This is a genomic window from Neisseria sp. HMSC075C10, from assembly GCF_001815615.1.
In the GTDB taxonomy this organism is placed as follows: domain Bacteria; phylum Pseudomonadota; class Gammaproteobacteria; order Burkholderiales; family Neisseriaceae; genus Neisseria; species Neisseria subflava_A.
The window spans coordinates 114344-136244 of record NZ_KV821248.1 but is presented as its reverse complement, the minus strand read 5'-3'; the positions used below and the strand labels follow the sequence as shown (position 1 = coordinate 136244).

The following is a 21901-nucleotide window of genomic DNA, read 5'->3' as shown; positions in this document are numbered from 1 at the left end:
ATACCACTGCACTGCCTGTGCATCGTCTTGTCGAACTCCTTGCCCATTGGTGTACATCACACCTAAATAAAATTGGGCTTTAGCATTTCCTTGCTCCGCAGCTTGAAGCATTTCTTTAAAATCTGACACGTCATCAGCCCAAACTGCCTGCGCCAAGCCCAAAGACAATAGGGCTACCATTATTGTTTTTAATAATTTATTCATTCTAAAATCCATTTCTTTCAAATTATTGTTTCTATTTTATCCTAGTTTTTTCAGACGGCCTTAACTAGCAAATTCCTCAAAAAATCCATTGACATCATAGCTGGCTAAAATCTGCTGCAATTCCGGTGCGCGCACCCATGGGTCAACCGCCATCGGCGGCATAGGTGGTTCGATACCGTCTTCGTTTTGGTTACGGCACCAATCTGCCATGGCAAAGACTTGGATTAAAACAGGCTCGGCAAGTGCTTTGTCGATGTCCAGTTCGCTCATGGCTTGGGCAAAGCAGGCGATCCATTCGTTGCGGACTTGTACGTTGACGGCAAACGGCATATGGCGGGCGCGTAGTTGGGGATGGCCGTATTTTTCGACAAAGAGTTGTGGACCGCCGAGCCAGCCGCTGAAAAATTCGTAGAGCTTTTCGCGTATCAGGGTCATGTCTTCGCCGTGCATTTGGCGTAAGGCTTGGTATTTCGGCTCAAGTTCCATTAAGTCGTAGAAACGGTCGGTCAGGGTGCGGATACCGGTTGCGCCGCCGAAAGATTGGTACATGTTTGGGGACTTTCTGTGTGGATTATTGCGGGATTTATTTTTGAAATAGAGGATTCAGACAAGCATGCTTATCCTACATAATGGCCGTCTGAAACTTTCAGACGGCCTTTGGAAATTTAGCGGATTTTGAGGGTACTCAAACCAATCAGCACTAAGACGATGGTGATAATCCAAAAACGGACGACGACTTGGGTTTCTTTCCAGCCTTTTTGTTCGTAATGGTGATGAATCGGCGCCATCAGGAAAATGCGTTTTTTGGTGCGTTTGTACCAACCGACTTGCAACATAACGGAAATGGCTTCAACAACAAACAGGCCACCCATGATGACGAGGACAAATTCTTGGCGGATGATGACGGCAACGGTACCGAGTGCCGCGCCCAATGCCAGCGCGCCGACGTCGCCCATGAAGACTTGTGCCGGATAAGCGTTAAACCACAAAAAGCCGAGACATGCGCCACACATAGCGGTACAGAAAATCACCACTTCGTTTGCGCCGACAACGTAAGGCAATTGCAGGTATTGGGCAAATTGGGAGTGGCCGCTGGCATAAGCAAAGATGGCAAGACCGGCTGCGACAAGTACAACGGGGAATGCGGCCAAGCCGTCCAAGCCGTCGGTCAGGTTAACGGCATTGGATGTGCCGACAATGGTCAGGTAGGACAACACCAAGAAGCCGACTACGCCAAGCGGCAAGGCAACTTGCTTGAAGAAGGGAACAATCAGGATATTGTTGGCGGAATTTGTCGCTAGGTAGAACAACGCCAAACCAGCGATGATGGCAACGCTGGACTGCCACACCATTTTAAATTTGGCAGACACGCCGTTAGGGTCTTTATAAACCACTTTGCGCCAATCGTCGTAAAAACCGAGTGCGCCGGTAGCAAGCAAGACTCCTAAGAGAATCCAGATATAAGGATTTGCCCAGTTGCCCCACAAGATTGTGGACACGGTAATGGCGGTCAAAATCAGCGAGCCGCCCATGGTTGGCGTACCGTTTTTGATCAGGTGGGTTTGAGGTCCGTCGGTACGGACGGCTTGGCCTACTTTAAGCGCAGTCAGTTTGCGGATGGTCCACGGACCAAGCAATAGAGAAAACGCCAAAGCAGTCAGCGCAGCCATCACGGCACGGAATGTGGTGTATTGAAAAATATTCAGACCGGTTAACCAGTTGCTGAAATGTGCGAGCCATAAAAACATGGGGCTTCCTTTTTTGTTTTTGTTGTTACAGCGGGCTTATTGCCCAATTAAAAATAAATCGGTATGCCGTCTGAAATTACAGACGGCCTTGTTGAGTAAGATTATTTCTCTACCACGCAAATCGGATAGTTTCCAGGATTCTTTCCGCCGCCCAAATCCAAGCAGGTATCTTCATAAATAAATGCCTGTACTTTCATTCCAGCATAAAACGCAGCAATCAGCAAACCAGCCAATAGTAAAATCTTTTTCATATTTCAGACGGCCTTCTTAAGTTTTATTTTCTTGAGTCTGAAAATAATCCTTGGGATGTAAGCAAAACAAGCTGTAACAAATTGCAGCGCGAATAATGACATCCAACAATGGAAACCCGATTCTAGGGGAAACCAAATAACCGACCATATTGTAGACGATATACAGTATACAGCCATACAGCCATAACCTACGCGCCCAATCCTTACCTCTCCATAATCCAACAGCACTAACCAGCATCAATATCACTTGCACAAGCAAATGAAAATTTCCTAACCAAAATTCAAACCAACCCCAACGTCCTCTTGTGCTTTCGTATGCTTCGCTTATTGTCTCAAATCCTACATCTTTGATGTACTGCCACACTACAACCGGCCATAACACTGCTGCCACTACCATCATCCCAACGATAACCTGCAACAGTATAGGCCGTTTCCTTTTCTGTTCCATTTTCAGACAACCTCTTTATCCGTCAGTGCCTCGACCACTTCTTCCATCTTCATAAAGCGCGAGCCTTTGACCAATACAGTAGCGCGTTCAGGCAAGTCGTGGCTCAACACTTGAATCAGCGGATCTTTATCTGCAAACCACAAACCTTCCGCACCAAACGTCTCTGCCGCTTCAACGCTGTTGTCACCGACAAAATATGCGGCCTCGATGCCTTTATCCCGTGCATACGCGCCAACTTCGGCGTGCATGGCTGCGGCTTCGTCCTCGCCCAATTCGCCCATGTCGCCCATTACAAAAATACGCGGCGCAGGCATAGCGGCGAGCACATCAATGGCGGCTTTCATGCTGTCAGGGTTGGCATTATAAGTATCGTCAATCAAAGTCGCGCCTTTAATGCCTTGCTTGATATTCAGACGGCCTTTGATATTACTGAAATTTTTCAGGCCGTCTGAAACTTCGGCAAGGCTCAAACCTGCCGCCAAAGCCATAGCCGCTGCCGCTACGGCATTATGCACATTGTGACGGCCGGGGACTGGCAACACCACGGCAACACGTTCATTGTCACGCACCAAATCAAACTCGCAGGACAACAGTTTCAACTCAATATTTTCTGCATGGACATCGCCACTGGCAATGCCGAAAGTCTGAGCATTCAGTTGTGCAGTAGCGGCTTCAAATGTAGCGATATTGGCATCTTCGCATGGAATCAGCGCAATACCGTCTGCAAACAAACCTTCGTAGATTTCACTTTTAGCTTTAGCAATATCGCCGACACCATCGAAACCGCAACCAACATGCGCGCGCAAAGCGTTATTGACCAGAGCGACATTCGGACCGGCGATTCGGGTCAGCAAAGACAACTCGCCAAAATGGTTCATACCCATTTCAATGACGGCATAGCGGTGTTTTTCGTTCAGTTTCAACAAAGTCAGCGGCAGGCCGATATGGTTGTTGAAATTGCCGGCAGTCGCCAACACAGCTTCATCACCGAATCGATGACGCAATACGCCGGCCAACATCTCTTTAACCGTCGTTTTGCCGGAAGAGCCGGTAATACCAAAGACAAACGGATTCACATTTTCACGCCAAGCCTTCGCCAGTTTTTGCAAAGCCACAAGCGTATCGTCAACCTTCAATGCGCCTTTCAAAGCCGCACAATCTTCGCGCGAAACCACAACCGCCGTCGCCCCCGCTGCCAATACATCTTCAACAAAGTCATGCGCGTTAAAGCGCTCACCGGCAAGCGCGAAAAATACGTCGCCTTCCTGAATATCGCGGCTGTCGGTAACAATACGCGAAACAGGTTGATTTTCAGACGGCATCGGAAGGTTGAGGGTTTGGCAGATGAAATTTAGGTCTAGTGGTTTCATGGTTTCTTTCGTTTGTTTTTTTCAGATGGCCTCACATAACCATCTGTAAATGTTTCATCATAGATTTAGGCGTAACAAAAGTTAAACCGTACATACTGCCTAATGCCACTGCCTGGCTTTCCTCTAAATCGGCAACCAGTATCACAAAGCGGTCATCCGGCAAATTCAATCGTTTTTTCAAGCGTACATATTTTTCAATGTCTCGTCTGAACTCCCCTGATTTACATTCCACCACAACCGGCTCTTTACCCATCGGCAAAAATACAACATCTAACTCCTGTTTATCTTCATTGTCGAATTTGACTTTTACATTTCGGGCACAAGAAAAAGCATAATCTTTGCCTTTGTGTTTTGCTTCTTCAAGCATTTTGCCCAACGCAAACCATTCAAGCCAACCACCACAAAAAAAGTGCTTGATGGCAGTGGCACGTTGCAGATTCAAGCGAACAATTTTTTCCTGTTTCTGATAGAAATACTTAGAAAACAGAGTATGGCTATAAAATTGTCGGCATAGATTATTCATTGTTTGCCCATCTTTTTGCGACATTTTGCCTATATCCAAACTAATGCTTGTGTGGTTGTGACTATATGCCCAACTAATCTGCCCCAACATATTTTTAGTAATCTGATAATTGTTGCCTAATTTAATGGCAGCCTCATCAAAAAAACCGCTCATATTGACCGCCTGAAAGTTAAACATCGGCACAATATTGGCTCGGGCAAACCATTGCCGTATTGGTTCATGTTGTTTTTCAGTAGCTAAAATGTCGGTTTCCGATAAATTGACGCCTGCCAGCAGATTATAATTTTGATTTTCCGAACCAGTATCTTGCTGTGCATTTTCCTCCCTGCCGTCTTCCTGTTGCTTCAAAGCCTGCAATTCCCGGTTCACTGAAAAATAACGTTCCAACAATTTACTGACAAAAAATAAAGTGTCGTAAACCTTAACCGGAGCCGTGCATTTTGGACAAGCAATTTCACTCATTCCGGATTCGTAGTAATGCTCATTCATGTAACCGCATTTATTGCAGCGAAAAATACCCATAATGTTCCCTTATTATTTGTTTCAAAATTTATTTCAGACGACGTTTGAAAATTTTATCTTTCCTGGTTAATCAGCGGATACGGATTCACCGCACCGCTCGGCAGATACACGCCGTAATGCAGGTGGGCCGGTGTGGTTTTAGCGTTGCCGGTTTTACCGACATAGCCGATGACCTGCCCTTCTTTGACTCGCTCATACAGGCGGATACGGGCAAATTTATTCAGGTGGGCATAATAATGCCACGCACCCGGCCCTTGAATACCGATAACTTTACCGCCCAATCGGTTGCGCCCGATTTTAGTGACGATACCAGGCGTTGTACTACGTATCGGCGTGTTTTTCTTAGCAAAAATATCCACACCTTCATGCCTGCGCCCCTGACTGCGCGCCGTGCCCCAAGTGTCGTCAAAACGCTTGCCTTTAACGGGATTGGGCAGGCTTTGCTCGGCAGGAGGCTGTTGCGCCCTCAACTGCTCGATTTCGGCAGTTGGACGAGGAAGTTGTTTGGTTGTACAGCCTGCAAATAAAACTACGGCTGCACTGATTAATAAGGTTTTTGTCGGCATTTTCAGCATCAAATCGGTCTCCTTGTTGTTCAGACGGCCTTGTTAAAAAATCCTCTGAAACAAACAACTGTGATGGGTTTAATGGCTGACGTGCCGTAATGCGTGTGTCGTGTTGCTTTTTATTGTATAGGTTTAAATCTTTTTCAGACGGCCTTAAGGTTTCGGGCCGTCTGAATATTTGCGATATGGCTTAACCGCGCTCTGCCAATGCTTTTTCTGCGATTTCAAAATCGGAGAAATGATGCTTCACGCCTTGTACATCCTGATAGTTTTCATGCCCTTTACCGGCAATCAGAATGATGTCGTTCGCAGCGGCTTGCTCAACCGCATAACGGATGGCAACTGCGCGATCAACTTCGACGCGTTCAGGATTAGGTACGGCAGGCAAAATATCATTGATGATGTCTTGCGGATTTTCTAAGCGCGGGTTGTCGCTGGTAACCACCACTTTATCGGCGCCCTGTACGGCTGCTGCACCCATCAGCGGACGTTTGCCACGGTCGCGGTTACCGCCACAGCCAAATACGCACCACAAAGCCGCTCCCTGCGGTTTGATTTCCTGCAAAGTGGAGAGTGCTTTTTCCAGTGCATCGGGCGTATGGGCATAATCGACGACAACCAAAGGTTTGCCGCTGTTCATAATGCAATCCATGCGGCCTGAAGCAGGACGGATTTTTGCCAGTACTTCCAAAACGTTATTGAGTGGATAACCGTTGGCACACAGCAAGGCAACGCAGGCGGCGAGGTTTTGCGCGTTGAACCGTCCGAGCAGACGGGTGCGGCATTTTCCTTCGCCCCACGGGGTTTGGAATACGGCTTCCATGCCGTCTGATGAAGCGGTGAAATCGGTAATGCGGATATCAGCGTGTTCGCTGAAACCATAGCCATAAACGGCTAAATCGGGACAGTCTTTTTTCAGACGGCCTGCGAGTTCTGCGCCGTATTCGTCATCGACATTGATGATGGCGTGTTGCAGACCATGCCAGTAGAACAGGCGCGATTTGATGGCACCATAGGCTTCCATGGTGCCGTGATAGTCGAGGTGGTCGCGGGTGAGATTGGTAAAGATTGCGCTGCGAAACGGCACGCCGTTGACGCGCGATTGGTCAAGGCCGTGGCTGGAAACTTCCATTGCGGCGGCTGTTGCGCCTTGCTGGCGGAAGCGGTAGAGCAGGGTTTGGACATCGACGGGGGCAGGAGTGGTATGCGTGGTCTCTTCCAATGCGCCCCAAAAGCCGTTGCCGACTGTGCCGATAATGGTGGTTTTTTCGCCCAACAGATCGGCAGCTTGCGCCAGCCATTGTGTGATAGAGGTTTTGCCGTTGGTACCGGTTACGCCCCAAACTTTAAGGCCGTCTGAAACATTGCCGTAAACCTGTGCCGCCAACATACCGGCGCGATGTTTCAGATCTTTAATGCCTTGATTGAGAACGTTCCATTCGGGATTCCATGTAAATTTGCCGTCATCATCCCAAAAAACAAAGGTTGCACCGTTGGCAATGGCGGCAGGGATATAGCTGCGGCCGTCTGTATATTCGCCCTGACAGGCAACGAAAATGTCACCCTGTTTAATTTGTCGGCTGTCTGAATGCAACAAACGCCCTGCTGCGTTTTCACACAGCAGAGGCGGAAAGTTGGTTTCAGCCAAGGGGGTTAACTTGCTGAACATAAACAATATCTCTTTGATTGTTTGGATTATGACGGTACTTTGACAGTAGCGGTATTACTTAAAGGCTTGGTTGGGGAAACGCCCAAGATGTTCAAGCTTCCGCTCATGACTTCTTTGAATACGGGACCGGCAACCACGCCGCCGTAATAGCCGTTGGCAGTCGGTTCGTCGATGGTAACGGCCACAATCACGCGTGGATTTTTAGCCGGGGCAAAACCGATGAACGTACCGACGTGTTTGTTGTCCACATAGCGGCCATTGACCAGTTTACGCGCCGTACCGGTTTTCGCACCTACGTCGAAACCATCCACAGCACCGGCAGTACCGGTACCGCCGGCTTCAGTAACGGAAACCATCAACTCGCGCACTTTTTTCGCAGTAGAGGCTTTGATGACGCGCTTGCCTTTAGGGGCAACCGCTTGTTTTTCAAAGCTGACCGGCAACAATTCGCCGTCATGGGTCAGGACAGTATAGGCACGCGCCAATTGCAATAAGCTTAATTGCAGGCCATAACCGAAAGACATGGTTGCTTGTTCGATTTTTTGCCATCTGCGCCAGCTTCTCAACAAACCTGCAGTCTCACCAGGAAAGCCTGAATGCATGCGCACGCCCACACCCAAATCGTGATAGAAATCGTACATTTCTTTAGGCGTAAACATGGCAGAAAGTTTACTGGTACCGACGTTGGAAGATTTTTGCATAATGCCGCGCACATCCAAAGTAGGATAAACGTGGGTATCTTGTACGGTAGCCGGACCGATTTTGTAAGGCAGGGTATTGAATGTGTCGGTTGCATCTACTTTGCCGGAATCCAATGCTTTGGCAATGGTAAACGGCTTCATGGCAGAACCGGGTTCGATCATGTCGGTTACGGCGCGGTTGCGGCGCTGTTCGCTATTGGCTTGACCCGGTTGATTCGGATCGTAAGCCGGGCTGTTGACCAAAGCCAAAATTTCGCCGGTTTGCGCATCCAATACCACAACTGTACCCGCTTTAGCCTTGTGATAAGCCACAGCCTTGTTCAACTCGTCATAAGCCAGCGTCTGAATACGCTGATCTAAAGACAAAATCATGTCTTGGCCGTTTTTAGGCACGCTGTTGCGTGGAGAGTCGAGGCTGTCTACGATATTGCCTTTGTTGTCACGCAATACAACTTTCGCACCATCTTCACCGCGCAGGCTGTCTTCACGGGAAAGCTCCAAGCCCTCCTGACCTTTGCCGTCGATATTGGTAAAACCGATAACGTGCGCAAACAGATTGCCCATCGGGTAATGGCGTTTCAATTCTTTTTGGAATGCAATGCCTTTAATGCCCAATGCTTTGATTTCTTCTGCTTTCTCGTAGCTGAGTTGGCGTTTCAGGTAGATAAAACCTTTGTCTTTTTTAGACAATTTATTTTTCAAAACTTCAACAGGGACATCGGCAATGGCCGACAATTTTTCCAACTGCTCGTCAGTCGGCATTTCCTCCATACCGGAAGGCATGGCATACAATGATTCGGTAGGCGCACTCAAAGCCAATGTGGCACCATTGCGGTCGGTAATCATACCGCGTGATGCCGGCAGCGGAAGCGTACGCACAAAACGTTGGTCGCCCTGATTTTTCAAAAATTCATGCTGACTGGTTTGCAAATAAACCCCGCGTACCAACAGACCGGTAAATGCCAGCGCAACAGCGCCCAGCACCAAACCGATTCGCCCGTTACTTGTCAGCGGCTTTTTCGTTTTTGTTGTTCCAGACAGCATTTGAGGTTTATATTCGTTCTTAATTAACATGTTGAACTTCTCATGACTTAGCTGCTCAGTGAGCCATCAAATCCCGTAAATCTTGCACCAATGCAAGGCTCTATATTCTTATTTTTTGCGTTCCAGCATAGCCGTATTATGCGCACCCGGTGGAAGCAGATGTTGCTTTTCGGCCGCCACTTTAATCAGTTTGTGGTTTGCCAATCTTGCTTGCTCCAGCTTCAAGCGCGCGTAATCCTGTTCCAACTGAATTTCCCGTTTTTGTGCCTTATCCAACTCGATAAAATGCAAACGGGACTGGTTTTGCTTAAACACTACGGCAAAGGCTGAGACCGTCACCAAAACCAGCAATAAAATATTCAACTTACCCATCTCAAACTTTCAGACGGCCTGTCAACAGGACTATCTCTTACGACAGCGTTTAGACGCCATCCCCTACTCAATAACCGAAAATTCGCCGCTACTGCGCTCCGCCACACGCAAAACTGCACTGCGCGCACGCGGATTGGCTTCAGTCTCTGTCGAACCCGGTTTGATTGCTTTGCCCACAGCCTTCAAAGGCGGCTGAGGCAAATCCGCTTCCTTAACCACTGCCCAACGGGGCAATGGCGCATGTTGCGAATATTTTTTAATAAACTGTTTCACAATTCTGTCTTCCAGCGAATGGAACGCAATGACAGCCAAGCGCCCACCCTCTTTCAGACGGCCTGCAACCTGCGGCAAAACTGCCTCTACCTCTTCGAGCTCGCGGTTAATAAAGATGCGAACTGCTTGGAAGGTGCGCGTTGCAGGGTCTTGTCCGCGCTCACGAGTACGGACGTTTTGCGCCACAAGCTGCGCCAGCTTGCGGGTTGTATCGATGGGACTCTCCTCGCGTTGCGCAACAATGGCGCGCGCAATCTGGCGACTAAACCGCTCTTCACCATAATTCTTAATTACCTCGTGTAAATCCTGTTCGGATGCGGTTGCAATCCATTCTGCCGCAGACATCCCGCGAGTCGGATCCATCCGCATATCCAACGGCGCATCAAAGCGGAAACTGAATCCGCGGCTGCCATCGTCAATTTGCGGCGACGAAATCCCCAAATCAAAAAGCGCACCGTCAATCTTATCGATGCCTAATTCATCCAAGGCCGTCTGAAATGTTTCAAAACCATTGTGTACGACACTGACACGTTTATCTTGCGCCGCCAGCTCATTTGCTACCGCAATCGCCTCGGGGTCTTTATCAAAAACAACCAAACGACCCTGCTCACCCAAACGCGACAAAATCAGCCGGGAATGCCCTCCCCTACCGAACGTACCGTCCACATAAATCCCGTCTTCACGGATTGCCAACGCGTCCACTGCCTCATGCAACAAGACAGTAACATGCTGATAATTTTCAACTTTACTCACAATTGCAAATCCGTTTGACTCAATTGGAAAGCCAATTCATCAGGATCGATATCCAAAGCCTGATTCATTTCCTCTTCCCAATGTTCGCGGCCCCACAACTCCATACGGTTTGCACGGCCAACCAAAGTAACTTCTTTTTCAAAATCCACACGTTTACGCAGATTGGCCGGAATCAAAACGCGTCCGGCGCTGTCCCACTCCAAAATCTCAGCATTGTGCAGCAGCAAATTCTGATACCGTTGCAAAGCTTCATTGCCGGCTACTTTCAACTTCAAAACCTGCTCGGCTTTTTCTTCCCAAACGGGCTCGGGGTACATTAATAATTTTTTTCGGGAATCCAGTGTGACCACAATTGCAGGCGTATAACGGCGCAGCAAAATATCGCGGAATTTGGCAGGAATCGCCAACCGCCCTTTACTGTCCATACTCAATTCATGAGCACCGCCAAACACATCACACCCCAAATTCGATTAAAATAAAACAGAGTGGGATTAAAAATCCCACCTTCCTAAAATCTTTCGTTTTCACTTCCACGGAACACTTTTTAGGAAAAAGTAACCACTTTCACCCACTATGCCCCACTAACCGACACTATAAGAAATTTTGGCAATCAGGTCAAATCCGTTTCTTATCTGAAATAAAACACTAAACACTTTAAATTCAATAGGTTATATATATAAAAAAGCATGACAAATTGATATATCAGTAGTTTCATATAGCATAAAACACTATATGTAGTATTATTTTTGTTTTTGACATACTACATATAGTGTTTTTATACCCTATTACCACCCCTCTCATAAGGGGCTATAATATACAAACAAATTCAAATTTTTTACATTATCTAACAGTCATGAAGCCTCAACTCCCCCTTCCTTCCCCTGATGCACAAGCCTCTTCAGCACACCTGACCAAGCTCATAAAAAACGAAATTGAACAACATCAAAACTGGATACCCTTCTCCCGTTTTATGGAGCTTGCCCTTTACACACCTCAATACGGCTATTACAGCGGAGGCAGCCATAAAATCGGTACGGACGGCGACTTCATTACCGCCCCTACCCTCTCCCCCCTATTCGGACAAACCCTTGCCAAACAACTTGCCGAATTACTGCCGCAAACAGCAGGCAATATCTACGAATTTGGTGCAGGCACAGGTCATCTCGCTGCCACACTCTTGCAAAACCTTTCAGACGGCCTGAATCATTACTATATTATCGAGCTATCGGCAGAGCTTGCAGAGAGACAACGTCAATATATTCTTGAACATACCTCCCCTGAAACAGCCGCTAAAGCCATCCACCTCACCACATTGCCTGAACACTTTGACGGCATCATCATCGGCAACGAAGTATTGGATGCCATGCCGGTTGAACGCTTGATTTATCAAGATGACGGGTTTCAACAAATCGGCGTCAGCCTAAAGAATGACGAGTTAATCGAAGCCATAAGACCATTAGCCCAAGCCGAACTTACGCAAACAGCTGCCTTGTACTTCCCTCCCCTTCCCTCATACACAAGCGAGCTGCATCCGGCACAATATGCCTTTATCCAAACCCTGTCCGCCAAATTGCAGCGCGGCGGCATGATATTTATTGATTACGGCTTCGATGCCGCTCAGTATTACCATCCGCAACGCAAGGAAGGCACATTTATCGGCCACTATCGCCACCATACCATCCATGATCCGTTTTTCAATATCGGTCTGACCGATTTGACTGCACACGTCAATTTCACTGATATTGCACGTGCCGGCACGGAATCAGGTTTAGACTTAATCGGCTACCTGCCCCAATCTTATTTCCTGCTCAATCTCGGCATCACCGATTTGCTGGCACAAATCGGCAGCTCGGATTCGGTTGAATATATCCAAGCCGCAGCAGCAGTACAGAAACTGATACATCAGCACGAAATGGGCGAACTTTTTAAAGTGATCGCTTTTGGCAAAGACATCGATATCGATTGGACAGGCTTCAGCCACGGCGATATTTGCCATAAGCTATAGCCTGACAACCTACTTTTTATTTTTTAAAAACAATAAGAAATAAAAAAAATCAAAATTAGCGCTTGCCAAATATTCAAAAAAAACTATAATAGCGACTTCACGAAACGGCGAATTAGCTCAGTCGGTTAGAGCAGAGGAATCATAATCCTTGTGTCCGGGGTTCGAGTCCCTGATTCGCCACCAAATTTCGGGGGTATAGCTCAGTTGGTAGAGCGCTTGCATGGCATGCAAGAGGTCAGCGGTTCGATCCCGCTTACCTCCACCACTAAACAAAAAAGCTCTTGTTAAATGCAAGAGCTTTTTTGTTTAGCTTGATTAATAACTGATTGCTCATTAATTTTGCCACTTCAATACCCAATCAATACAATACCTAATCAATAAAGGCCGTCTGAAACATTTCAGACGGCCTTCTATCTTTTAATTACTTCACAAGCTTCAATACTTTTTTCGGTTTTTCTTCCGCAGATTCAGCTTTTTTATCTTCAGCTACCGCAACCTCGGCAGAAGCAGGCTGATATGGTTCTACCTCAAAACCCATACCCTCTCCACTTTCGCGGCCAAATATACTGACAATATGACCGACCGGAATCCAAATTTCGTGCGCTACGCCGGAAAAACGCGCAGAAAAATTGACCCATTCGTTGTCGATATTCAAGTTATGACTGGCGGTAGGACCAATATTTAAAACAATTTCATTGTCGCGCACATACTGCATCGGCACACGGGTATGTTCATTTACCCAAGCTACGATGTGCGGTGTTTGGTTATTATCCAAACACCATTCATACAAAGCACGCAACAAATACGGTTTGGTTGAAGTTGCCATAGATCCGTCCTTTAGCGGCGCATGGCTTTTTCAGCCGGCGTCAATGCTTCAATAAAGGCTTCACGTTGGAAAATCCGCTCGGCGTATTTCAGCAAAGGCGCAGCAGATTTACCCAGTTTGATGTCGTAATAGTCCAAACGCCACAACAGTGGAGATAAGGCAACATCAATCATGGAGAAGTCATCGCCCAAGATGTATTTGTTTTTAGTAAAAGACGGTGCCAACAGTGTCAAACCATTGCCAATGGCTTCACGCGCTTTAGCTTGTTCTTTATTGGTAGATTCAGGGTTTTCCAACACTTGCACCAAGCTGAACAATTCTTTTTCCATGCGGTACAGCACCAAACGGCCGCGACCGCGCATAACAGGATCACCCGGCATCAACTGAGGATGAGGGAAACGCTCATCAATGTATTCGTTGATGATGTTTGATTCGTGCAAAATCAAATCACGCTCAACCAGAACCGGTACTTGGTTATACGGATTCATCAAAGCCAAGTCTTCAGGTTTATTGAACACGTCCACATCTTTGATTTCAAAATCCATGCCTTTTTCGTACAGCACAAAACGGCAGCGCTGGCTGAATGGACAAGTAATACCTGAATACAATGTCATCATAATCTTTTACTCCTGATAAATCTTTTCAGACGGCCTTAAGCCTTATAAAAATTCAGACAGAATTATACATAATTTCAAACACTTAATCCAGAAATTTCAACTACATTATTGTTTATATTGAGTAATTTTAAAATTTACATTATTTCCGCATAAACCAATTTCACAAACAAAAAAGGCAAACCTGAAACAGATTTGCCTTTTTGATTCAAAAGAATTAGTGAACGTCTTTCCAGAATTCTTTTTTCAGGAAGTAAGCCAATGGCAGCATTACCGCAAACAGGAATGCCAAAACCATGTAGCCGATGCGGTGGCGTTGCAACTGAGCAGGCTCACCCATGTACACCAAGTAGTTCACCAAATCGCGTACATAAGTATCGTACTCTTTTTGGATCACTTTACCGTTAGGCAGGCGACGGCTGTGCAGACCGGTAGATTCCCAATACAGCTTAGGAGTCAGGTTGCCATGCTCGTCTTTAATCATAACGGGCTGACCTTTGGCATCCAACTCAACGGCTTGAACACCTTGTTGCTCCCACAGTGGGTGAGGCATACTCGCACCGGCCAAAACAGTATTGTTCCAACCGGTCGGACGAGTTGGGTCTTTATAGAAGCCGCGCATATAGGCATACAGGTAGTCTGCACCTTTAGAACGGGCAATCAGGGTCAAATCCGGCGGAGGCGCACCCAACCATTTGGAGGCATCTTTCGGATCCATTGCCGCTACCATGACATCACCAACGTTGTCTGTTGTGAACATCAGGTTTTTCTTGATTTCATCTTCAGTCAAACCGATGTCTTTCAGACGGTTGAAGCGCATACCGCTTGCAGAGTGGCAAGACAAACAGTAGTTTGTAAAGATTTGCGCACCGTGCTGCAGGCTGACTTGGTCACGCAGGTCGATATCGACTTTTTCGTAGTGTCCGCCGCCGCTGGCGACGGCTGCACTCATAGGCACTGCCAGCAATAAGGCAGCAAACCAGTTTTTCAGAGTTTGTTTCATTTTCGCTGCCCTCATCAGATATTGGTTGCAAACAAGTAAGCACCGACAACGGTAATACCGACGTAAACAAAGAACATAATTTTTTGTTTAGTAGTGCTCATGGTTACGCGTTCAGGCGTAGCTTTTTCGCTATTAAACGCATTCAGGAATGGAATAGCTGCAAAGAAAACAGTGTAAGCCAGAACGAACGCCTTAACGATGTTATTTGGCAAGACTGCAACTAAATACAGGTTATAAATAATTAAGGCAGCATAAACAAACAGACTGATTAAATATTTAATACCACCAGCTTTTTCAGCCAACCATTTAGGGTTTGTATGCAAAGGCATACCGATGAAGAACAAGAAATAGAATGCACTGAATGCACGAGCAAAAGCTGTACGAGTATCATCTGCTACCAACGCACCCAAAATTCCCAAGCCGATAAAAGATACAACAAACAACGCCAACATTACTTTGAAAGAGTTGTTGCGGTAACGAACAGATTTTACAGGTGACTTATCCAGCCAAGGTAACAAGGCAATCAATACAACTGCTGCACCCATGCCGATTACACCCCATACCTGAGTACCTGCCATCGAAGGAATCGCACGCAAAATTGCGTAGAACGGAGTGAAGTACCATACCGGAGCAATGTGCGGAGGTGTTTTCAGCGCATTAGCTGCATCGAAGTTTGGCGCTTCCAAGAAGTAGCCGCCGCCTTCAGGTGCAAAGAACAACACAGAACAGAAGACAATCAGGAATACAACGACGCCCAAGATGTCTTTAACGGTGTAGTAAGGATGGAATGGGATACCATCGCGTGGAATACCGTTTTCGTCTTTGTTTTTCTTGATTTCAACGCCATCAGGGTTATTAGAACCCACTTCGTGCAGGGCGATGATGTGAGCCACAACCAAGCCGAGCAATACCAGAGGTACTGCGATAACGTGCAGGGCGAAGAAGCGGTTCAAAGTAACGTCGGAAACGTTGAAGTCACCGCGGATCCAAGTGGACAAATCAGGACCGATAACAGGGATGGCGGAGAACAGGTTAATAATTACCTGCGCACCCCAGAAGGACATTTGACCCCAAGGCAACAGGTAACCCATAAAGGCTTCTGCCATCAATGCCAAGAAAATCAGGGAACCAAAAATCCACACCAATTCACGAGGTTTTTTGTACGAACCGTAAATCAGACCACGGAACATGTGCAGATAAACGACGATGAAGAAGAAAGATGCGCCGGTGGAGTGCATGTAGCGGATAATCCAGCCACCGGACACGTCGCGCATGATGTACTCTACTGCGGTAAAGGCAGCAGGCAGATGGTAGGCGTTAAGGTTGCCGTCCGGTTTGTAGTTCATGGTCAGGAAAATACCGCTGACGATTTGAATTACAAGGACGAGCAGAGCCAAAGAGCCGAAGTAGTACCAGAAGTTGAAGTTCTTCGGCGCATAGTATTGAGCCAAATGCTCATTCCACATTTTAGACAGAGGGAAGCGATCGTCCATCCAGCCTAACAATGCTTTTGCTTTGCTATTGGTTTGGTTTGCCATAATTATCGTTCCTTATTTTTAGTCTTCGCCCACCAAAACAGTCGTATCGCTCAGATATTTGTAAGGCGGTACAACCAAGTTGGTCGGTGCAGGAACACCTTTGTATACTCGGCCTGCAATGTCAAATTTCGAACCGTGGCAAGGGCAGAAGAAACCGCCTTTCCAGTCTGCGCCCAAGTCGGCGGGAGCAATATCGGGACGGTAAGTTGGGGAGCAACCCAGGTGGGTACAGATACCGATAGCAACGAGGAGGTTCGGCTTGATCGAACGGGTCTCGTTTTTAGCGTATTCCGGTTGCTGATCCACTTCGGAATTAGGATCGACAACTGCGCCATCCAAACTTTTCAAGTCTTTGAGCTGTTGATCTGTGCGATTGACCAGCCAAATTGGTTTGCCCTGCCATTCGGCAGTCAGCATTTGGCCTGCTTCGATTTTGCTGACATCTACTTCGACAGCAGCACCGGCAGCCTTAGCTTTCTCCGATGGGAAGAAGCTGGCCACGAAAGGCGTAGCTACGCCTAGAGCCGCCACACCGCCTGCACCGCATGTAGCCAGTGTCAGGAAACGGCGGCGACCGTTGTTGATTTCTTGATTATCCATTATTCAGTCGTCCTAAAATTTTGGGAATACCGAGCCATTAAACAGCGTAATTCTACCTAGTTTGTTGTAATACTCAAAGCATTATTTAAAATAAGGTAAAGTTTTATGATATTGCTCAATACTCAAGCAGGATTGTTTTCATCAAAGTGAACCACTTCGATACCGAATTTTTCTGCCACGGCATCGCCTAAGGCGCGGACGCCGTAACGTTCTGTCGCATGATGACCGGCACTGATAAATGCCACACCCGTTTCGTTGGCAAGATGATATTGTGCTTCGGAAATTTCACCGGTCAGATACGCATCGACACCTTCGTCTGCGGCCGTCTGAAAAAATCCCTGCGCACCTCCGCTACACCAGGCAATACGTTTGATTTCGCGTTCAAGATCGCCGATAACGGTCGGCTTGCGGCCGAATACCGCCTCGATGCGTTCAGACAACTGCGCCAGCGTTTGCGTGGTTTTCAGGCGGCCTGTATTCAACAGATTTTGCTCGCCGAATTGTTTTTCGAGCACCCAATCGAGTTTCTCGGCCAACTGCGCGTTATTGCCCAATTGCGGGTGCGCATCCAGTGGCAGATGGTAGCCCGCCATATTGATTTGGTGTTGCAGCAAGGTTTCAATGCGTGCTTTTTTCCAACCGGTAATCGTGACAGGCTCGCTTTTCCAAAACATGCCGTGGTGAACCAAAAGCAGATCCGCTCCCTGCGCTACGGCAAAATCGATTGCTGCTTTGCTGGCGGTAACCGAAGTGGCGATTTTAGCAATTTCTTCTTTGCCTTCGACCTGCAGACCGTTGGGCGCATAGTCCTTAAACAGCCCGACCTGCAATGTCTCATCGCACCAAGCCAGAATTTCACGGCGTAAAGCCATATTCCGCTCCTTATATCTATCTTCAAAAACAGCTTCGCATTCTAACCGCAAAATCTGTTTATGCCTCAAATTCTTACATTCCGATTTCAGCAATCATTCCCAACATTAATCATTTGCACATCATCATGAATTATTTTAATATATCCCACCTTACCCACAGGCCGTCTGAAAACACATGGACTCTATTATCGAATTGCGTCATCTCAAAACCTTGCTGGCTTTAGAAGAAACCGGCAGCGTTTCCCTTGCCGCCAAACGGGTTTTCCTGACCCAATCTGCCCTGTCGCACCAAATCCGCGCCTTGGAAAATTATTACGAAACGCCGTTGTTTGAACGCAAATCCACACCTTTGCGCTTCACTCCGGCCGGTATGCGCCTGTTGCAACTGGCGCGCGAGCTGTTGCCGCAGGTTGCTGCCGCCGAACGTGATTTGGTGCGGATTATCGAAGGCGAAGCGGGCGAACTCAGGCTTGCCGTCGAATGCCACACCTGCTTCGACTGGCTGATGCCTGCCATGGGCGAGTTCCGCCCCTTATGGCCGCAAGTTGAATTGGACATCGTCTCCGGTTTCCAAGCCGATCCGGTCGGGCTGCTGCTGCAACACCGCGCCGACCTTGCCATCGTTTCCGAAGCCGAGCCGCTCAACGGCATCAGCTACCGCCCTCTGTTTGCCTATGAAATGGTCGGTATCTGCGCAGAAGACCACCCGCTTGCCGACAAAGACGTTTGGGAAGCGGAAGATTTTATCGACGAAACCTTGATTACTTATCCCGTCCCCGACGAAATGCTGGATTTGCCCAAAAAAGTGCTGCTGCCCAAAGGCATTAATCCGCCGCGCCGCCACAGCGAGCTGACCATTGCCATTATTCAATTGGTTGCCAGCAAACGCGGCATCGCCGCCCTGCCCTATTGGACGGTCATGCCGTATTTGGAAAAAGGCTACGTCGTCCACCGCAAAATCACTTCAGACGGCCTGCAAAGCAAACTTTATGCAGCCATTCGTACGGAAGATGCCAACAAAGGCTATCTGGACAACTTCTGCCAAATCACGCATGACCGCTGTTTTGCCGACTTGCCGGGTTTGAGCGAATTGGAAATGTAAACTTGAAACAATCAAAAGGCCGTCTGAACAATTTCAGACGGCCTTTTTTAATATACACAAAAATCTCACTGCTTCTATTCGGATTCATCCGAGCCCAAACACGCCGACAAATCGATTTCAGACGGCCATGTTTTATCAGGCGCAACCCGAATATCGAAATGCTCACTGCGATAGTCGAAAACCAAACGCCAAGCGTGCAGAAACAGATGTCCCGCCTCATCGCCGCCATACAGCGTATCGCCCAAAATCGGACTGCCTATGCTTTTCATGACCACGCGCAGCTGATGGGTTTTGCCGGTAAACGGTTGCAACACAAACAGGCGCAAACCGGGCTTCAGGCTTTGGCTGCTGAAACGGGTAACGGCAAAATTATCCTCATCACGCGTCAGCTTCCATGTACCGCGGCGCGAACGCGCCATACCGCCTTTCACCCAGCCCTGCTTTTTCGCCGGCTTGTGCGTACCGAGTGCCAAATAAGTTTTACGCATGGTTTTCTCGGCAAACTGTGCCGACAAAGCGGCCGCGCTGTCGCGGTTTAACGCAAGCAGCAACAGACCGCTGGTGGCTTTATCCAAACGGTGGACCAGCCACATGCGTTCAACGCCGAGTTGCTGCGCCAGCGAAGCGGTCAGGCAAACATCCCCTTCCGATTCGCTGTGCACCGATACGCCGCAAGGCTTATTGATGACCACAAAGTCTTCGTGTTCAAAAACAATGTCCCACATTTCAGACGGCCTTCAACACAATACCGTCGCCAAGCAGGGTCAAAATACCCAGCAGGCAGAACAAGATACATGCAGCAATACGCACTGCTTTGGCTGGAATTTTGCGCATCAGCATTTCGCCCAAATACACGGCAGGCACAGAAGCAATCATCAAACCGGCAATACTGCCGACCACGACCAGCAGGATAGATTGGTATTTTGCTGCCAAAAGAACTGTTGCAATCTGCGTTTTATCGCCGATTTCAGCTAAGAAAAACAGGACAACCGTCGCCGTAAATGCGCCGTATTTCAGCCACTTGCCATCAGGGTCTTCGTCTTTGTCCGGCAACAGCAGCCATAATCCGACCGCAATAAAACTGCCGCCGACCACCCATTTCATGACTTCGGGCGAAATAGCGGATGCCAGCCAGACACCGAGTGCGGCTGAAACAAGATGGTTCAACAGGGTTGCAATAAAGATACCGGCAACAATTGCGTTTTTGTGGGCAAAACGTGCTGCCAAAAAGAGCGCGAGCAATTGCGTCTTATCACCGATTTCGGCAATAGCCACGCCCAGCGTCGAGGAGAAAAAAGCTTCCATGATTTAAGATACTCAACCGAAAAGCGGGCAAACAAAAAGCGCTGTGCATACCGCCCGCAAGGGTATGGACAACGCTTACGTCTTGCCTGTCTTCCGATAAAGCAGAGAAGATACCGCTGCCACGGCCGCACAAGCCGATTATGTTGACAACGGTTTCGGCATTGCGCCGAATGGCTACTCCCGTAAGAGTGAAGCGCGGATTTTACGGCAAACAAAAGTTTGAAGCAAGAAAAACAAAAGGCCGTCTGAAACCTGATTCAAGTAGGTTTCAGACGGCCTTTTTCACAACGATTAATTATCGGAGAACAAATCGCCTACTTTTTCCCAAAACGATTTTTTGCGCGGAGTTTGGCTGAGGTCGAGGCCGGAGGAGATTTTTTCAAATTCTTCCAGCAACTCTTTCTGACGGTCGGTCAGGTTGACCGGTGTTTCAACCAAAATGTGGCAGTACAAATCGCCGGTCGAGCTGGAACGCAGAGACTTGATACCTTTGCCTTTCACGCGCATACGGCGGCCGGTTTGCGTTTCTTTCGGAATGTGCAGTTTGACTTTGCCATCCAAAGTCGGCACTTCGACTTCGCCGCCCAATGCTGCAATGGCAAAGCTGATCGGCAACTCGCAATGCAAGTCCAAGCCGTTGCGCTCGAAGATTTTGTGCTGTCTCACGCGGACATTGACGTACAAATCGCCTGCCGGCGCGCCGTGTTGACCCGGCTCGCCCTCGCCGCTCAAGCGGATGCGTTGACCGTCGTCGATGCCTGCCGGAATGTTGACTTCAACCGTTTTACTGGTCTTGGTGCGGCCTTCGCCACGACATTTGACGCAAGGATCTTTGATTTCTTTGCCTGTACCGTGACAAGTCGGACAAGTCTGCTGCATTTGGAAAATGGCTTGGCGGACGTGCACCGTACCTGAGCCGTGACAGGTCGAACAAGTCGATGCGGATGTGCCCGGTTTGGCACCTGAGCCGTGGCAGACATCACATTCTTCGTAAGTCGGGATGTTGATGCGTTTTTTCACGCCTTTGGCGGCTTCTTCAAGCGAAATCTCTATGCCGACCTGCAAGTCGGCGCCGCTGTAATCCGGCTGACGGCCGCCAGCGCTGCCGCCACCGCCGAACATTTGGCTGAAAATATCGGAAAAATCGAAGCCTTGTGCACCACCGAATCCGCCTTGGCCGCCGAAACCGCCAAAGCCACCGAATCCGCCCGCACCTGTGCCCTGTTCGAACGCAGCATGGCCGTATTGGTCGTACATGGTACGTTTTTCCTTGTCAGACAAGGTGTCGTAAGCTTTTTGGACTTCTTTAAATTTTTCTTCCGCTTCTTTATTGTCAGGATTGCGGTCGGGATGATATTTCATTGCCAGCTTGCGGTAGGCTTTTTTGATTTCATCGTCGCTAGCGCTGCGGGCAACACCAAGTGTTTCGTAAAAATCTTTATTGCTCATAATTTTGATAGTGTTAAGAATGAATTCAAACTGGGTGGGATATGTGGGCGAGTATCAAAAACTCAAGTCAGTATTTTCAAGGCCGTCTGAAATTGTGCTTTTCCGACATCCAAACATTCAGACGGCCTTTGTCAAACCGACAG

Annotated in this window: 23 protein-coding genes, 2 tRNA genes and 1 pseudogene; 4 read left to right on the top strand and 22 right to left on the bottom strand. The window is 48.0% G+C overall.

Annotation, left to right across the window (positions count from 1 at the left end):
- From HMPREF3047_RS02685 to mraZ, 13 genes and pseudogenes are all read right to left on the bottom strand, one after another.
- A pseudogene (locus tag HMPREF3047_RS02685) lies at positions 1-204 on the bottom strand (SEL1-like repeat protein); the annotation flags it as partial.
- Positions 205-264: 60 nt separating this feature from the next.
- Positions 265-753 carry a group II truncated hemoglobin gene (locus tag HMPREF3047_RS02680; protein ID WP_070712114.1) on the bottom strand — a complete coding sequence of 163 codons (489 nt, stop codon included), beginning with the start codon at positions 751-753 and terminating at the stop codon, positions 265-267.
- A 116-nt stretch (positions 754-869) separates the two neighbouring features.
- Positions 870-1952: a phospho-N-acetylmuramoyl-pentapeptide-transferase gene (gene mraY / locus HMPREF3047_RS02675; protein ID WP_070712113.1), complete on the bottom strand. Its 1083-nt coding sequence runs from the start codon at positions 1950-1952 to the stop codon at positions 870-872.
- 101 nt (positions 1953-2053) lie between these two features.
- On the bottom strand, positions 2054-2203 hold the full coding sequence (locus tag HMPREF3047_RS11390; protein ID WP_003748282.1) for a hypothetical protein: 150 nt from the start codon (positions 2201-2203) through the stop codon (positions 2054-2056).
- Positions 2204-2219: 16 nt separating this feature from the next.
- On the bottom strand, positions 2220-2603 hold the full coding sequence (locus HMPREF3047_RS02670) for a hypothetical protein (RefSeq protein WP_210399752.1): 384 nt from the start codon (positions 2601-2603) through the stop codon (positions 2220-2222).
- Positions 2604-2653: 50 nt separating this feature from the next.
- Positions 2654-4021 (bottom strand): UDP-N-acetylmuramoyl-tripeptide--D-alanyl-D-alanine ligase, encoded by a 1368-nt coding sequence (gene murF, locus HMPREF3047_RS02665; RefSeq protein WP_070712112.1) that lies wholly within the window; start codon positions 4019-4021, stop codon positions 2654-2656.
- Between the two features lie 31 nt (positions 4022-4052).
- Positions 4053-5066, bottom strand: coding sequence for a DUF1887 family protein (locus HMPREF3047_RS02660; RefSeq protein ID WP_070712111.1), 1014 nt, complete (start codon positions 5064-5066; stop codon positions 4053-4055).
- 53 nt (positions 5067-5119) lie between these two features.
- Entirely contained in the window at positions 5120-5641 is a 522-nt protein-coding gene (locus HMPREF3047_RS02655; RefSeq protein ID WP_070712110.1) for a M23 family metallopeptidase, read from the bottom strand.
- Positions 5642-5822: 181 nt separating this feature from the next.
- Entirely contained in the window at positions 5823-7301 is a 1479-nt protein-coding gene (locus tag HMPREF3047_RS02650; RefSeq protein WP_070712109.1) for a UDP-N-acetylmuramoyl-L-alanyl-D-glutamate--2,6-diaminopimelate ligase, read from the bottom strand.
- A gap of 26 nt (positions 7302-7327) precedes the next feature.
- Positions 7328-9076 carry a peptidoglycan D,D-transpeptidase PBP2 gene (locus HMPREF3047_RS02645; RefSeq protein WP_004518895.1) on the bottom strand — a complete coding sequence of 583 codons (1749 nt, stop codon included), beginning with the start codon at positions 9074-9076 and terminating at the stop codon, positions 7328-7330.
- 78 nt (positions 9077-9154) lie between these two features.
- A complete protein-coding gene (gene ftsL, locus HMPREF3047_RS02640; RefSeq protein WP_003681879.1) occupies positions 9155-9418 on the bottom strand; it encodes a cell division protein FtsL in 264 nt (87 codons plus the stop codon).
- 63 nt (positions 9419-9481) lie between these two features.
- On the bottom strand, positions 9482-10444 hold the full coding sequence (gene rsmH / locus HMPREF3047_RS02635) for a 16S rRNA (cytosine(1402)-N(4))-methyltransferase RsmH (protein ID WP_070585193.1): 963 nt from the start codon (positions 10442-10444) through the stop codon (positions 9482-9484).
- Positions 10441-10896, bottom strand: a complete 456-nt coding sequence (gene mraZ, locus HMPREF3047_RS02630) for a division/cell wall cluster transcriptional repressor MraZ (RefSeq protein WP_070712108.1) — start codon at positions 10894-10896, stop codon at positions 10441-10443. Before mraZ ends, rsmH begins: the two co-directional genes overlap by 4 nt.
- Positions 10897-11297: 401 nt before the next feature.
- Here mraZ and HMPREF3047_RS02625 point away from each other — a divergent pair, with 401 nt between their 5' ends.
- The 3 genes from HMPREF3047_RS02625 to HMPREF3047_RS02615 all read left to right on the top strand — a co-directional run bounded on the left by HMPREF3047_RS02625 (position 11298) and on the right by HMPREF3047_RS02615 (position 12714).
- A complete protein-coding gene (locus HMPREF3047_RS02625) occupies positions 11298-12449 on the top strand; it encodes a class I SAM-dependent methyltransferase (protein ID WP_070712107.1) in 1152 nt (383 codons plus the stop codon).
- Between the two features lie 106 nt (positions 12450-12555).
- Positions 12556-12632, top strand: a tRNA-Met gene (locus tag HMPREF3047_RS02620).
- A gap of 6 nt (positions 12633-12638) precedes the next feature.
- A tRNA-Ala gene (locus HMPREF3047_RS02615) sits at positions 12639-12714 on the top strand.
- A 156-nt stretch (positions 12715-12870) separates the two neighbouring features.
- Here the strand turns inward: HMPREF3047_RS02615 and HMPREF3047_RS02610 are convergent.
- From HMPREF3047_RS02610 to HMPREF3047_RS02585, 6 genes are all read right to left on the bottom strand, one after another.
- Positions 12871-13275, bottom strand: a complete 405-nt coding sequence (locus tag HMPREF3047_RS02610) for a ClpXP protease specificity-enhancing factor (protein WP_070585198.1) — start codon at positions 13273-13275, stop codon at positions 12871-12873.
- Between the two features lie 11 nt (positions 13276-13286).
- Positions 13287-13892, bottom strand: coding sequence for a glutathione S-transferase N-terminal domain-containing protein (locus tag HMPREF3047_RS02605; RefSeq protein WP_039861850.1), 606 nt, complete (start codon positions 13890-13892; stop codon positions 13287-13289).
- Between the two features lie 214 nt (positions 13893-14106).
- Positions 14107-14892, bottom strand: coding sequence for a cytochrome c1 (locus tag HMPREF3047_RS02600; RefSeq protein WP_039864285.1), 786 nt, complete (start codon positions 14890-14892; stop codon positions 14107-14109).
- Positions 14893-14906: 14 nt separating this feature from the next.
- Positions 14907-16430, bottom strand: coding sequence for a cytochrome b (locus HMPREF3047_RS02595; protein ID WP_168165899.1), 1524 nt, complete (start codon positions 16428-16430; stop codon positions 14907-14909).
- A gap of 18 nt (positions 16431-16448) precedes the next feature.
- The gene (petA, locus tag HMPREF3047_RS02590) at positions 16449-17030 is read right to left on the bottom strand and encodes a ubiquinol-cytochrome c reductase iron-sulfur subunit (RefSeq protein WP_070459589.1); all 582 of its coding nucleotides are present in this window, start codon (positions 17028-17030) and stop codon (positions 16449-16451) included.
- 122 nt (positions 17031-17152) lie between these two features.
- Complete coding sequence (locus HMPREF3047_RS02585) at positions 17153-17902, bottom strand: Nif3-like dinuclear metal center hexameric protein (protein WP_070585199.1); 750 nt, start codon at positions 17900-17902, stop codon at positions 17153-17155.
- 175 nt (positions 17903-18077) lie between these two features.
- On the opposite strand from HMPREF3047_RS02585, the gene HMPREF3047_RS02580 reads away from it, so the two are divergent.
- On the top strand, positions 18078-19004 hold the full coding sequence (locus HMPREF3047_RS02580; protein WP_003748251.1) for a LysR family transcriptional regulator: 927 nt from the start codon (positions 18078-18080) through the stop codon (positions 19002-19004).
- A gap of 74 nt (positions 19005-19078) precedes the next feature.
- Here HMPREF3047_RS02580 and HMPREF3047_RS02575 read toward each other — a convergent pair whose 3' ends face one another.
- The 3 genes from HMPREF3047_RS02575 to dnaJ all read right to left on the bottom strand — a co-directional run bounded on the left by HMPREF3047_RS02575 (position 19079) and on the right by dnaJ (position 21758).
- Positions 19079-19729 carry a TIGR01621 family pseudouridine synthase gene (locus HMPREF3047_RS02575; RefSeq protein WP_070585202.1) on the bottom strand — a complete coding sequence of 217 codons (651 nt, stop codon included), beginning with the start codon at positions 19727-19729 and terminating at the stop codon, positions 19079-19081.
- A 1-nt stretch (position 19730) separates the two neighbouring features.
- Complete coding sequence (locus HMPREF3047_RS02570; RefSeq protein WP_004518907.1) at positions 19731-20309, bottom strand: TMEM165/GDT1 family protein; 579 nt, start codon at positions 20307-20309, stop codon at positions 19731-19733.
- A gap of 291 nt (positions 20310-20600) precedes the next feature.
- Complete coding sequence (gene dnaJ / locus HMPREF3047_RS02565; protein ID WP_070585204.1) at positions 20601-21758, bottom strand: molecular chaperone DnaJ; 1158 nt, start codon at positions 21756-21758, stop codon at positions 20601-20603.
- Positions 21759-21901 lie beyond the last annotated feature (143 nt).